The sequence below is a fragment of the Massilia sp. S19_KUP03_FR1 genome, assembly GCF_036688685.1.
GTDB lineage: Bacteria > Pseudomonadota > Gammaproteobacteria > Burkholderiales > Burkholderiaceae_D > JALYUM01.
Genome location: NZ_JAQQPS010000007.1, coordinates 220,672 through 233,800 on the forward strand (window position 1 = coordinate 220,672; position 13,129 = coordinate 233,800).

The window sequence follows — 13,129 nt, forward strand, 5'->3', positions numbered from 1 at the left end:
TGGAAAATCTTCATGCTGTTCCCAGGTCAGGCATGGCGCCTGTCGACCGCATACGGTTGAACGGCCAACGTCACCAACACATCAGGTCGCGATACGTCGCGATCGATCCGGCGGCCTCGACCGCGTCCGGCCGCTTTTCGTACATGAAGCTGATACCGGCGCCCCACGGATCATTGCGCGTGAAGAAGGCGTTCAAGTCGGCGAGTGGATGATGCGGTATGCCTTTGAAGCGCTCGTTCGCTTTGAACGTGGCACACCGCGCACCCATCGCTTCCGAATCGGCGGCATCTGCGGCGTACTGCTCCGGCAACCCCAGGCGCGGGCCGACTTCGCAAAAATAACTGACCATGCAGGCCGACATGCTCGTCTCCTTGACGATTGATGCGACGCTTACGCCGCCGGGGTAGTACACCTCCGCGATGATCGGCACGTTGCAGCGCGCGAGCCAGCCGTTGGCGCCTTTGCCAAGAAGGTGTCCCTGGCTGGCGGACGAATCGGCAGTAATATCGAACAGCGCTTCATAACCACCGCCCAGCGCGAAGCGCACGTCGGGCCGCGATCCCTTCGACGCACCCCGTCCCTTGAAAGAGTGGGGAAACCCGGACCCCGCATCGGCCAATTGCAACTCGGTGGCGAAATTGAAATCGTCCCATTTCGTGTAATCTTCGACCCAGAGTGCGTCGTTCGCATCGAGGAGCTGATACGCCCGCTCCTCGATGGCGGCGCCGGACGCCGCCTTGAAGATCCGGATGGCGGCCTTGTACTCCCTCGTGCGCGTCCCCCTGCTGAAGCCTTCCATCCCGCGCATGAACTGCGCGGCCTTGGCGTCGTTGCCATCGAGCCGCAAGGATTCCGCCTCCTTGTATGCCTTCGTGACACAGTCGTCGAGCAGACGCAGGAAACCCCAGGTCAGCTGCATCTGGGCCTCGGTATGGCGGTCTGCGCTCCACAGGTCCTTGAACAGGCGATACGTCATGACGGACCCCCTCACTGGAACGCGTAGGAAAATTCATGGCAGGCGACCGCGACATGGACCTTGCCGATCGGCTCCCCGGCCAGCAGGCGGCGCAGGAATTCACCGCTGATCGTCGGCAGCACCGAGTTGGTCAGAATGGCATCGATCATCCGGCCGCCGCTTTCAAATTCGGTGCAGCGGCTGGCAATGAGCGCCACCACGGCATCGTCGTACGTGAATGGAATCTTGTGGCTGTCCTGCACGCGGCGGGCGATCCGCCCCAGCTGCAGCCTGATAATGGCCCCCAGCATCGCGTCGTTGAGCGGGTAATAGGGAATGACGACCACGCGCCCCAGCAAGGCCGGCGGAAACACTTTCAATAACGGCTCGCGCAGCGCCTTTGCAATCGCGTCCGGTTCCGGCATCAGTTCCGGATCCTTGCACAGCTGCGTAATCATCTCGGTGCCGGCATTGGTCGTCAGCAGGATGATCGTGTTTTTAAAATCGATCACCCGCCCTTCCCCGTCCTCCATCCAGCCCTTGTCGAACACCTGGAAGAAAATCTCGTGCACGTCCGGGTGCGCCTTCTCCACCTCGTCGAGCAGCACCACGCTGTACGGCCTTCTGCGCACCGCCTCGGTCAACACGCCCCCTTCGCCATAACCGACATACCCAGGCGGCGCGCCCTTCAGCGTCGATACGGTGTGCGCCTCCTGATACTCGCTCATGTTGATGGTGATGATGTTCTGCTCGCCGCCATACAGCGACTCGGCCAGCGCCAGTGCGGTCTCGGTCTTGCCGACGCCTGACGTCCCGGCCAGCATGAACACGCCTATCGGTTTGCCCGGATTGTCCAGCCCCGCGCGCGACGTCTGAATCCGTTTGGCGATCATGTCGAGCGCGTGGCGCTGGCCGATGATGCGTTTTTCCAGCGTGTCGGCCAGCTTCAGCACGTTCTCGATTTCGTTTTTCACCATGCGCCCGACCGGGATCCCGGTCCAGTCCTGCACCACCGCCGCCACCGCCTGCTGGTCGACGGTCGGCAGGATCAGCGGCGTTTCGCCCTGGTGGTTAGCCAGTTCCGCCTGCAGGCGTTTCAGGTCGGTCAAATCGTCGTTGCCCTCGACCATCCCGGTCGCGGCGCGCAGCCGCGCGCGCAAGGCCAGGATCTGCTCGACCAGCCCCTTCTCCACCTGCCAGCGCGCATCGAGGTCAACCAGGCGCGCTCGCTCGGCATCGAGTTTTTCCTGCGCCAGCGTGGCACGCGCACCGGTCTCGATGCCAACCGCGCGCTCGCGTTCGATGATCGCCAGCTCCACCTCAAGCGCCGTGATGCGCTTGCGGCTGTCGTCCACCGCCGGCGGGGTCGCATGCTGGCTGACGGCCACGCGCGCGCACGCCGTGTCGAGCAGGCTGACCGCCTTGTCGGGCAACTGGCGCGCCGGGATGTAGCGGTGCGACAGCTTCACCGCCGCCTCCAGTGCCTCGTCAAGCACCTGCACCTTGTGGTGCTGCTCCATCGTCGAGGCCAGCCCGCGCATCATCAGCACCGCCTTGACTTCATCCGGCTCGGCCACCTGCACCACCTGGAAGCGGCGCGTCAGGGCCGGATCCTTTTCGATGTGCTTTTTATACTCGGCCCAGGTGGTGGCGGCCACGGTGCGCAGCGTGCCGCGCGCCAGCGCCGGTTTCAGCAAATTGGCCGCGTCGCCGGTGCCTGCCGCGCCACCCGCGCCGACCAGCGTATGGGCTTCGTCGATGAACAGAATCACCGGCTTTTCGGAGGCCTGCACTTCGTCGATCACCTGGCGCAAACGGTTTTCGAATTCACCCTTCATGCTGGCGCCGGCCTGCAGCAAGCCCACGTCGAGCGTGCGCAAGGTCACCTCGCGCAAGCTGGGTGGCACGTCGCCGGCGACGATGCGTTGGGCGAAGCCCTCCACCACGGCAGTTTTGCCGACGCCGGCTTCGCCGGTCAGGATCGGGTTGTTCTGGCGCCGCCGCATCAGGATGTCGATCACCTGGCGGATTTCATCGTCACGCCCGACGATGGGATCGAGCTTGCCGCTCCTGGCCTGCTCGGTCAGGTCGACCGTGTAGCGCTTCAACGCTTCCTGCTTGCCCATGGCGGCGGGCGCAATCGCGCCGCTGGCTTCACCCGGTGCGGCATTCGCCTGGAAGCCGTCGCTGGCCGCCATCGATGCCTCCGGCGAATCCTTCAGCAGCGCTGCAAACTGCTCGGTCAGCGCATCCGGTTTGATCTTCTCGAACTGGCGCGAGATACCCAGGAGGCTATTGCGCAGCGACGAGGTTTTCAGCATCCCCACCAGCAGGTGGCCGCTGCGCACCTGCGATTCGCCGAACATCAGGGTGCCGAACACCCAGGCCCGCTCGACGGTTTCTTCCACTTGCGAGGACAGGTCGGTCACCGCGGTGGCGCCGCGCGGCAGCCGGTCCAGCGCCGCGGTCAGGTCGCGCGCCAGCACCGCCTGGTCGAGCTCGAAATGCTTCAGCAGGCGCAGCAAGTCAGAGTCTTGCAGTTGCAGGATCTGGTGCAACCAGTGCACCACTTCGACATACGGATTGCCGCGCAGTTTGCAAAACACGGTGCTGCTTTCGATCGCGCGGTAGCACAGGGCATTCAATTTCCCAAACAACGCGACGCGGCTGATCTCGGCCATGGTTACATCCTCTCATTTGGTTGAACGGCGTGATGGGGGTGAAACACGGCCTGGCACGCATCCGCCCGTGGCGCGGCGCTGTGCAGCCAGCTGGTCCAGCCGGTGCGCGCCTGGCCCAGTTTCAAGGGCGGCACCGCCGCGCGCTTGAGCTGCAGCTTGATGTCCCATTCGTACGCCATGCCAGCGTAGTTGCGCACCCAGTCGCGCAGGCGCGCGAACGATGCGCCGCCCGGCAGCAGGCGCTGGTAATCAAGCAGGTCGAGCGGGCCGATCACCACGCGGAATTTATGCTGGCAGTTCCAGACCCGCCTGCCAATCACGGTGGACGCCCCCAGCACCGCCATGCCGCCCGTGCGCAGCCGGCATGCCGCGTCGTCGGGCATGTGCATCCAGTGGCCGACAAACTGTTCGATCGCCACCGGCACCTTGAAATAATCGGACAGCAGCTGCGCCAGAGCGTCGGCATTGCGGTTGTGCGACGCGAGCAAACCGGCGTAATGCAGCTTGGCGGTATCCGGCAGAGCGTCGCGCGCGCGCAGCGCGGGCGTGCCCAGTCCAATCACCGAGGCCAGGTAGTCGGCGAAGCGGTCGCCATGCACACGGTCAAGGCTGACGGTCGGCTGGGCACTGGCCCAGGCGCGGTAGAACAGCGCAATCATCCGGTGGTGGAACATGTCGAAGAAGCGCGCCAGCGTCGCGTCGCCCGCATTGCGCTCGCGATCGCGCACGTAATCGGTCAGGTGCTGCGGCAAGGGGCCGTTGGCGCCCATCAGGCCAAAGAAATTGACGTCCAGGTGATACGGCCTGCCGTGCGTGCCGGGGTGCATGCGGGCCAGCATGGCCGGCGTGAACGCGAGCGACGGCACCTGACCAAAGCGCACCGCCTCGTCGCGCGGGCGCAGCGACTGGCCGATGCGGGGGTGCTGCGGATGCGCGCACTCCAGCAGGCGCAGCGCGGCAAAAAAGTCGAAGGCGCCGGCATCCTGCTCCAGGGCGTCGAGCCGACTCACAGGATCTTGCATGCGCCTCCCCGTGGCGGCCATTGCATCACCACGCCGCGCCGTGGCGTGCGCAGCCGCGTCTCCGTAAAACTGTTAATGGACACATATTTGGCAAAGAACTGTTCCAGCACGGCGCCCAGCACGAACACGCCGATGCCTTCGAACGGCGCGTCGTCGATGTCGAGCGTGATCTGCAGGCCGCGCCCGAAGCAGATCGGCCCTGGCGAGGGCAGACGGCGCGCGACCGCGCTGCTGGCGACGGCGCGCAGCGCGTCGATCTGGCGCTGTCCGGCGGCGTCGCCGGACACGCAGTACAGGCGCAGCAGATCTTTCAGTGCCGCCGCGCCGTGCTGGCGGTCGTCGTCCAGCAGCGACAGGTAATTGAGCGACAGGTGGCTGACCAGGCGCCAGGCCGTCTCCCCTTCCGCATGCGACGGCGCCGGCACGCTGGGCCCGTCGATGCAGCGCACCGCTTTCACCGGCGCGTTCGATTCGAGCGTGAAGTCGGTGCGCGAGCCGCCCAGCGGCATGGCCAGCGGCAGGTCGCGATTGGTGCACAGGGTGTCCACGCCGAGCTGGCGCAGCGACGATGCAAACGGCGCCTCGTGTGCATCGACCAGTGCGATGAACGCTTCGCTGCCGATGTAGCTCGAGCGCGGTCCTTCACGACGCTGGCGTTCGGACAGCACGCGCTGGGCGCGGCGCAGCTGGTAGTAGGCCCGCTCTGGCGCGACGCCGTGCAGGTCGTTGGCGCTGTGGAACGGCGCGAACGGCTGGCCCGCGTCGTTGCCGGCGCCGTAGCCGGTGACCATGCCGACCTGGTACACCTCGAAGTCCATCGGGCGAGTGCGGTCCGGTACCACGTGGTATTCGTGCTGGCGGTCGGACAGATGGATGCGGTCGGCGCGCTTCGGGAACAGGTTGATGGCGGGCGTGCAGAACAAGCCGAAATTGTCCGCGCCCAGCGTCTGTTCGAGCACTGCGTCGAAGCGGTCGAACAGCACGACAATATCGACTTCCTGGTCCGGGCAGCGCCGCAGTCCCGCGCCCAGGCCGTGCAGGTCGACGAACAGGTAGCGCTGCGGGAAGGCGAAATACTCTTGCAGCAGGCGGTAGCCGCGAAACGCCCGCGAAACGCCGGGCAGCAGCGCGTCGTCGTCGTCGAAGCCGCGCGCGCAGATGCTGCCGGGCGGCGCGGCGCTGTGCCAGCCGGCGCTCTCCTGCAGCGGCATCACGACGGTGCCCACTGCACTGGACAGCAACTGCTCCAGGATGCGCGCCGGCAGCGCATCGCCGCCGCGCAGGTGCAGCTGCAAGGCGTCCAGCGCCAGGTCGCGCATGGCCAGGCCTGCGCCCACGCGCAGGCGCAGGCGTAAGGCCGCCTTGACCGCGCCGAAGCGGCTCAACTCCAGCTTGCCCAGCTTGCCGGCGCAGGGGAAGTAGCGCGCCTCTGTCAGTTCGATCGGCCACAGCGTGACGGCATGCGCGCTGCGGTATTCGCAGGTGGTTTGATCGCCCTTGCCCAGCAGGCTACGCAGGCTGCTCTGGCGCGCCACCGTGAAGCCAGCCGCCAGGCTGCCCTCGGACAGGTCCGGCTGCAGCTGCACGATCGCCATCGACGGCGTCGGCGCCAGGTAATGCGGATACACCTGCTCGAGCAAATGATTGGTAAAACGCGGGAATTCGGCGTCGATCTTCAGCTGCACCCGCGCGGCCAGGAAGCTGAAGCCTTCCAGCAGGCGCTCGACGTAGGGGTCGGCGCAGGCATAGCTCTCCAGCCCCAGGCGCCCGGCGACCTTGGGAAAGTCGCGCGCAAATTCGCCGCCCATCTCGCGCAGGTGCTGCAGTTCGCGCTCGTAATAGCGCAGCAAGGTGCTGTCCATCAGGCGCCCCGCGCGTCTTCGTCGTACACGCGGATCTCGCCCAGTTCCAGGTCGAGCTCGGTCTTCAGGTACAGGCGCTCGGGCAAGGGCTGGCCCCACAACTGGCCGTGCACTTCAAACACCAGTTGGTTGCCATGGCCGGCCGTGACCAGCACCTGCACCGTATCGCGCAGCACGCGCGGTTCGAAGTCCCAGATGGCCTGGCGCAGGCGGCGCGCGATGGCATCGGCGTCCAGCCCTGACGCCGTTTGTCCGGACAAATCTGCAAAGCCGAAATTGAGCACCGAGTGGGCAGTGAGCGGATAGTCGTCCAGGTCCTGCAGGGCCGCGAGCCCGGTGGCGTTGAACAGCCAGCCGAGGTCGCGCAGCACCGCGCGGCGCAGGCCTCGCATGCCGAGTACACGTTTGTCGCGCGGCTCCTGCAGACTGGCCGCGTCGTCGTCGGTCAGCCGGTCCAGCAACGATGGCTGGAGCCGCTCGCGGGCGCTCAGTTCAGCCATGTCCGGCCCCGGCGTCCACGCTCGCGCTCGCGGCCAATGCGTGCGCAAAAGCGAGCGTACGCGTATCCATCAAGGCGAAATCGGCCCTGTCGGTCGCGAACAGGCGCTGGCCGAGGCCGTATTGCGCCAAGCCGTAGTGATCCGCCCAGTCGGTGCGGCGCCCCAGCAGCAAGGCATCGTCATGGCTGTGCAACGTGCCCGGATAACGGGTGGGTATGAAGCCCACCATGTCGCCGCCGTTGGTGAGCAGCAGCGTGGCTGGCATCCAGACCTGATCGCGCAGGTCAGCGGGCGCAGCGCATTCCAGCTGCGCGATATGCTGCATCGGCAGCCAGTAGTAATTGCCGTTGCTGATCCATTCGAGCATGGGGCCGAGGCGCGGGTCGGCGTCCATCAGCCAGTCAAACGGATTGCCGTCAATGCTGCCGGTCAGCGCCGGCGCATCCGCCAGCGCGGCTTCGCGCAGCTGCGCCGCGCCCGCCGTGTCGCCGGCCGCGTCCAAACGCAGGGCCGACATGAACTGCGCCATCCAGGGCGCCGGTGTGCCGAACAGTAGCGGTGCGCGCAGGCCCGCGAACGCGTCCTCGCGCCAGCGCTCGCAGCGTATCGTTGCGCGATAGGCGTGCACCATTTGCAGCGCGCCGGCGTCGAGGGTTGCCAGCACGTCGAGTTGCGCCAGCGCGCGGTCCCACTGTCCCAGCACTGCCAGCAACTGGAACAGGAACACGCGCTGGCGGGCGTCTCCCGGGGCCTGGCGCACGGCCTGCTGCAGTAACTGCAGGCTGGCAGCCAGGTCGCCGGCCTTCAGCGTAGAGAGTAGCTCGGACATGGTTGTCAATAAAGAAGGCGCTGCAAGGAAAAAGAACAAGCGCCGGCACGCGGCCGGCGCTGCTGCTTAAAACGTGGCGTTTTTGGTCAAGTCCCATTTCTTCGCGGTGCCGGTGACGATGTTGTCGCCACTGAACGCGTCGTACTGGTAGCTGATCTGCGTGAAGTTCAGCGAGAACGATTCGCTGGGGCGGTCGCCGCCGCTGCTGGCCGAGTAGGAGCTGACGATGGCGTCGGTTAATTCGATCTTCAGGTAGACCTGCTGCTTCTTGTCCGAGCCGCCGGTTTGCAGGAAGTGGATCTCGGCCTTGCCCAGGCTCTTGCCACACACGGCCTGCATGAACAGGTCGGCCGAGGCGATGTCGGTCGACTTGGTCAGCGTGATTTCGGAAAACGAGGGGTTGGACGTTTCGCGGTCGGCACCACCGCCGCTCACGGAAATGGCGCGGCCGACGCCAATCTGCAGCGACGAAATGGTGATCCATTTTTCGTGGCTGTCGACGACCGAGTCGCCATTGATCGCGACGGCAAATTTAAGCAGTATCATGTTGTTCCTCTATTGGTTGAGTAGGTTGGCCCGACAATGGATGCGCCCGGGGGACAGGCCCGCCGTCCCGAACGACGTTCACGCTCACGCTTTCGCCGACGGCAGTTTCGAGACCAGGCGCAGGGACACGGTCAGGCCTTCGAGCTGGTAATGCGGCCGCAAGAAAAATTTGGACGTGTAGTAACCGGGATTGCCTTCGACTTCTTCCACGATCACTTCGGCGCCGGCCAGCGGTTTGCGCGCCTTGTCGGCTTCGCTCGCGGTGGCCGGGTTGTTTTCGACGTAGCGCCCGACCCAGTTGTTCAGCCAGGTTTGCATGTCGGCGCGCTCCTTGAACGAACCGATCTTGTCGCGCACGATACATTTCAGATAGTGAGCGAAGCGGCAGGTGGCGAACAGGTAGGGCAAGCGCGCGGCCAGGTTGGCATTCGCCGTGGCATCGGGGTCGTCGTATTCGGCCGGCTTGTGCAGCGACTGGGCGCCGATGAAGGCGGCAAAGTCGGTGTTCTTCTTGTGCACCAGCGGCATGAAGCCATTTGCCGCCAGCTCCGCTTCGCGCCGGTCGGAAATCGCGATCTCGGTCGGGCAGGTCATGTCGACGCCGCCGTCGTCGGTCGGGAAGGTGTACACCGGCAGGCCCTCGACCGCGCCGCCCGACTCGATGCCGCGGATGCGCGAACACCAGCCGTATTCCTTGAACGAGCGGTTGATGTTCACGGCCATGGCGTACGCCGCATTCGACCAGGTGAACTTGGTGGCGCCGGCGCCGCTGGTGTCTTCCTCGAAGTCGAAGGCTTCGACCGGATCGGTTTTCGCGCCATACGGCTGGCGCGCCAGGAAGCGCGGCATGGCAAGGCCGACGTAGCGCGAATCTTCCGATTCGCGGAAGGAACGCCAGGCGGCATGCTCCGGCGTCTGGAAGATTTTTGTCAGGTCGCGCGGATTGGCCAGCTCCTGCCACGATTCCATCAGCATCACCGACGGCGCGGCGGCGGCAATGAAGGGCGCGTGCGCCGCGGCGGCCACCTTCGCCATGCTCGAGAGCAGCTCGACGTCCGGTGCACTGTTATCGAAATAGTAGTCGGCCACGATGGCGCCGAACGGCTCGCCGCCGAACTGGCCGAATTCTTCTTCATACATTTTCTTGAAGATCGGGCTCTGGTCCCAGGCCGTGCCCTTGAATTTTTTCAGCGATTTCCCCAGCTCGTTTTTGGAGATGTTCATCACGCGGATTTTCAGCGACTCGTCGGTCTCGGTGTTGTTGACCAGGTGGTGCAGGCCGCGCCATGCGCCCTCCAGGGCCTGGAACTCGGGCGCGTGCAGAATCAGGTTGACCTGCTCGCTGAGCTTCCTGTCGAGCGCGGCGATCAGGCTTTCGATGGTGCCGAGCACGTCGCCCGAAATGACGTTGGCGCCGACCAGCGCCTGTTCGGCCAGCGTGCGCACCGCGCTCTCGACGGCCTCCCTGGCCTTGTCCGACTGCGGTTTGAATTCTTTCTGGAGCAGGCTGCCGAAATCGCTCATCTCGAGCGTGGCGCCGGTTGCGTCAAGTTGTTCCTGTAGTTCAGCCATGTTGGTTCTCCACGGGGTTCATCGAGGTGATCACGATTCTTGCGGCTTCGGCGCCGCGGTCAACGCCTGCATCAGCGCCGGTTCGGCCAGCAGCCGGGCGATCAGGTCTTCGGCGCCGGTCTTGCCGTCCATGTAGGTCATCAGGTTCGACAACTGGCCGCGCGCTTCGAGCAGTTTGGCCAGCGGCGCGACCTTGCGTGCAATCGCCGCCGGCGTGAAATCGTCCATGTTCTCGAACGTCATCTCGACCGACAGATTGCCTTCTCCGCTGAGGGTGTTGGGCACCTGCACGGCCACGCGCGGTTTCATCGCTTTCAGGCGCTCGTCGAAATTGTCGACGTCGATTTCCAGGAATTTGCGCTCCGCCACTGGCGCCAGCGGATCGGCGCTCTGGCCGGTCAGGTCGGCCATCACGCCCATCACGAACGGCAGCTGGATTTTCTTTTCCGCGCCATACACTTCGACGTCGTATTCGATCTGCACACGCGGCGCCCGGTTGCGCGCGATGAACTTCTGGCTACTCTCTTTACCCACGATTGCATCCCCCATGAATGAACAAAACAAACCTCTTCTATGTCGTATTGCTTATTTCGCCGCCTGGGTCGCATCCGGTCCGCGGATCGCCGCCAGCTGGGCGACGCCGTCGGGCGCCAGGTCCTGCATGATTTCCAGGAAGTTCATCGGCACCAGGCGCCGGGCGCGCGCCAGCAGGATCGGAATCGGGCTCGATGGCTCGTGCCGACCGTAGTACTGGACCAGCTTGTCGAGCATGCGCAGCACGTCCTCGCGCCCGGCGATGTCGCCTTCGATGCGGGCCGCGCGCACTGCGCTCTCCTGGCCGGACACGGGCGCAAGCTCGGGCACTTCTTCCGGCTCGGGCGCCGCGCTGGCTTGATGCTGGCGCGCCAGAAAATCGTGCGCGCGGCGCAAGGGGCGCGTCAGTGGATCGAGGTTCAGGGCCTGCGCGCTGCCCACGTGGCGCACCAGCGCCAGTTCGATATTCACGGTGCTGGCCAGCGCGCGCGCCAGCAAGGCAGTGCTGGCGGCCAGCTGGTCCGGGGCGACGTCGGCAATCGCGCTTTCGATCGAGCTGGTTGCCACCTTGGCCTGGCCCGTGAGCGGTGCCACGTCACCGCTGGCGATCTCCAGCAGCTTGATGTTCAGGGGTCCAAGCCCCGGCAGCACCAGCAGCGTGGCGTCTTTCAGGTCGCGCAGCAGGCCGCCGGTGTCGGACAGGATGGCGAGTGAATTAATGCGCAACGTGGGATCGAGGCTGTCGTCCGGGTCGAGTGCGGGATGGACGCTGTCCCAGCGCTGTTCCAGCAGTCTCTCGATCAGTGCCAGGCAATCGACCAGGCCTTCGATGCCGAACAGCGCCAGGTCGGCGCGCAGCAGGTGCACCACCAGGCGCAGGTCGCGGCTGCGCTCGAGCAGGCCAGCGGCCATCTGGCGTACCTGCTTCCAGTCCGGCGGCACGGCCGGAGTGATGGTGGCGCCGTACTGGACTTCGGGTTTGCCGAGTGCTTCCTGCTCGAGTGCGATGAACGCCGGATCGTATTCGAGGTTCGGGCCACATGGCGCGTCCGTATCGATTTCCGCCAACCACGCATCCACGTCGATTGTGCTCATTCATACTCCGGAAGGCTGCAACACATGCTATCTAAAAAATAACAGGCAAAGGCGCATTACGTGTACCTCCGAGCACTTCCGATTGCCATGCGCGCAGCACCGAATGCAAGCGTCGACCGTCGTGCCAGGAAACTGAAATACAGCGAACTGGACGCAACTATACTTCACAAAAGCAAAAAAAAGCACGCCGCTTTTTGGTTTTTTTTGCAGAAATTTCTTTCTGATTCGATTGTAAAATCGACCCGCAAGGTTGTTGACAAGGCCACAGAATGACAAGTCATCACTTTCTTTAAAGGCAAGGTAATTTTTAGAAAACCAGCACTGCGTCATGCGCGCAACATGCCAGAAAAAATTCTTTTTTTGGTATACAAATGGATCTTTTTATATTATTTATATTGTTACGAGCGAACCGGGCGTGGACGTTCCTAATGGTCGAGCACAAATCTTTCAATGAGTCTTTCCGACGACGATGAACGCACCTTACTGGTGACCGGCCGCGCAACAACGGGTCCGGCGCCGCCGCGCGCGCCCGGCGGAAATGCCCTGCCGGCAGGCGCGCGGCTGGGCGAGTTCGAGATCACCGGACTGCTCGGCGAAGGCGGCTTCGGCATCGTCTACCTGGCCTGGGACCGTTCGCTTGAGCGCCAGGTGGCGCTCAAGGAGTACATGCCCTCGTCGTTCGCGTCGCGCTCGAGCACCATGCAGGTGGCCGTGACGTCCGAGCGCGACGCTGACACCTTCGACGCCGGGCTGCGCAGCTTCGTCAACGAAGCGCGCATCCTGGCGCGGTTCGACCACCCTGCCCTGATCAAGGTCTACCGTTTCTGGGAGGCGAATGGCACCGCCTACATGGTGATGCCATATTACGAAGGCGTGACACTCAAGCAGGCGCTGCTTGCGCGCACCGAGCCGGTCGACCAGGCGTGGCTGACCTCCCTGCTGGCGCCGCTGCTCGATACGCTCACGCTGATCCACGCGCACCAGTGTTTTCACCGCGATATCGCGCCGGACAACATCATGATGCTGAGCGCAAGCCGGCCGTTGCTGCTCGACTTCGGCGCCGCCCGACGCGCCATCGGCGGCATGCAGCAGGACTTCACCGTCATCTTCAAGCAAAACTACGCACCGATCGAACAGTACGCCGAGATGCCGGGCATGCGCCAGGGGCCGTGGACCGACCTGTACGCACTGGCGTCGGTGGTGCACTTTGCCATTGCCGGCGCCGCACCGCCGCCCGCCGTGAGCCGCCTGGTGCAGGACCCGTACGTGCCGCTGGCCAGCCGTTATGCCGACCGTTTCAGCGCGCGCTTCCTCGGCGCGATCGATCAGGCGCTGGCAGTGCGGCCCGAACAGCGCCCGCAAAGCGCCGCGGCGCTGCGCACCCTGCTGGGCCTGGAGGACGGCGGCACGCAGGCGCTGGCGCTGGCGGCATCGTCGCCGGCGCCGCCCGTGACGGTGGCGGCAAGCGCGCCCCCGCCACGCAGGGTCGCCCTGTTTGCGGCCGGCGCCGTGACGCTGCTGGCGGGCGCGGGC

The 13,129-nt window shown here is 64.9% G+C and carries 11 protein-coding genes; 1 reads left to right on the forward strand and 10 read right to left on the reverse strand.

All coding sequences use genetic code 11. The features are described 5' to 3' along the window. Positions 1–70: 70 nt before the first annotated feature. From V6M87_RS10235 to tssA, 10 genes are all read right to left on the reverse strand, one after another. The gene (locus tag V6M87_RS10235) at positions 71–976 is read right to left on the reverse strand and encodes a hypothetical protein (RefSeq protein WP_332876510.1); all 906 of its coding nucleotides are present in this window, start codon (positions 974–976) and stop codon (positions 71–73) included. A gap of 11 nt (positions 977–987) precedes the next feature. Continuing rightward, the gene (gene tssH / locus V6M87_RS10240; protein ID WP_332876511.1) at positions 988–3,636 is read right to left on the reverse strand and encodes a type VI secretion system ATPase TssH; all 2,649 of its coding nucleotides are present in this window, start codon (positions 3,634–3,636) and stop codon (positions 988–990) included. A gap of 2 nt (positions 3,637–3,638) precedes the next feature. Further along, on the reverse strand, positions 3,639–4,658 hold the full coding sequence (gene tssG / locus V6M87_RS10245) for a type VI secretion system baseplate subunit TssG (RefSeq protein WP_332876512.1): 1,020 nt from the start codon (positions 4,656–4,658) through the stop codon (positions 3,639–3,641). Continuing rightward, complete coding sequence (gene tssF / locus V6M87_RS10250; RefSeq protein WP_332876513.1) at positions 4,643–6,520, reverse strand: type VI secretion system baseplate subunit TssF; 1,878 nt, start codon at positions 6,518–6,520, stop codon at positions 4,643–4,645. The genes tssG and tssF overlap by 16 nt, the downstream gene beginning before the upstream one ends. After that, entirely contained in the window at positions 6,520–7,020 is a 501-nt protein-coding gene (tssE, locus tag V6M87_RS10255; protein WP_332876514.1) for a type VI secretion system baseplate subunit TssE, read from the reverse strand. The genes tssF and tssE overlap by 1 nt, the downstream gene beginning before the upstream one ends. Continuing rightward, positions 7,013–7,849, reverse strand: coding sequence for a type VI secretion system accessory protein TagJ (locus tag V6M87_RS10260; protein WP_332876515.1), 837 nt, complete (start codon positions 7,847–7,849; stop codon positions 7,013–7,015). Before V6M87_RS10260 ends, tssE begins: the two co-directional genes overlap by 8 nt. A gap of 66 nt (positions 7,850–7,915) precedes the next feature. Beyond that, the gene (locus tag V6M87_RS10265; RefSeq protein WP_332876516.1) at positions 7,916–8,395 is read right to left on the reverse strand and encodes an Hcp family type VI secretion system effector; all 480 of its coding nucleotides are present in this window, start codon (positions 8,393–8,395) and stop codon (positions 7,916–7,918) included. Positions 8,396–8,479: 84 nt separating this feature from the next. Beyond that, positions 8,480–9,967, reverse strand: a complete 1,488-nt coding sequence (gene tssC / locus V6M87_RS10270; RefSeq protein WP_332876517.1) for a type VI secretion system contractile sheath large subunit — start codon at positions 9,965–9,967, stop codon at positions 8,480–8,482. Positions 9,968–9,997: 30 nt separating this feature from the next. Then, positions 9,998–10,501: a type VI secretion system contractile sheath small subunit gene (tssB, locus tag V6M87_RS10275; protein ID WP_332876518.1), complete on the reverse strand. Its 504-nt coding sequence runs from the start codon at positions 10,499–10,501 to the stop codon at positions 9,998–10,000. Positions 10,502–10,552: 51 nt separating this feature from the next. Continuing rightward, positions 10,553–11,596 (reverse strand): type VI secretion system protein TssA, encoded by a 1,044-nt coding sequence (tssA, locus tag V6M87_RS10280; protein WP_332876519.1) that lies wholly within the window; start codon positions 11,594–11,596, stop codon positions 10,553–10,555. A 450-nt stretch (positions 11,597–12,046) separates the two neighbouring features. Between tssA and V6M87_RS10285 the strand changes: the two genes are divergently transcribed. Then, positions 12,047–13,129, forward strand: a 1,083-nt coding sequence (locus tag V6M87_RS10285) for a serine/threonine protein kinase (protein ID WP_332876520.1), incomplete at its 3' end; no start/stop codon positions are given.

Excerpts from the sequence above, each read along its gene's own strand:
- V6M87_RS10235 (WP_332876510.1), bottom strand. The coding sequence starts at position 976 with ATGACGTATCGCCTGTTCAAGGACCTGTGGAGCGCAGACCGCCATACC.
- tssH (WP_332876511.1), bottom strand. The coding sequence starts at position 3,636 with ATGGCCGAGATCAGCCGCGTCGCGTTGTTTGGGAAATTGAATGCCCTG.
- tssG (WP_332876512.1), bottom strand. The coding sequence starts at position 4,658 with ATGCAAGATCCTGTGAGTCGGCTCGACGCCCTGGAGCAGGATGCCGGC.
- tssF (WP_332876513.1), bottom strand. The coding sequence starts at position 6,520 with ATGGACAGCACCTTGCTGCGCTATTACGAGCGCGAACTGCAGCACCTG.
- tssE (WP_332876514.1), bottom strand. The coding sequence starts at position 7,020 with ATGGCTGAACTGAGCGCCCGCGAGCGGCTCCAGCCATCGTTGCTGGAC.
- V6M87_RS10260 (WP_332876515.1), bottom strand. The coding sequence starts at position 7,849 with ATGTCCGAGCTACTCTCTACGCTGAAGGCCGGCGACCTGGCTGCCAGC.
- V6M87_RS10265 (WP_332876516.1), bottom strand. The coding sequence starts at position 8,395 with ATGATACTGCTTAAATTTGCCGTCGCGATCAATGGCGACTCGGTCGTC.
- tssC (WP_332876517.1), bottom strand. The coding sequence starts at position 9,967 with ATGGCTGAACTACAGGAACAACTTGACGCAACCGGCGCCACGCTCGAG.
- tssA (WP_332876519.1), bottom strand. The coding sequence starts at position 11,596 with ATGAGCACAATCGACGTGGATGCGTGGTTGGCGGAAATCGATACGGAC.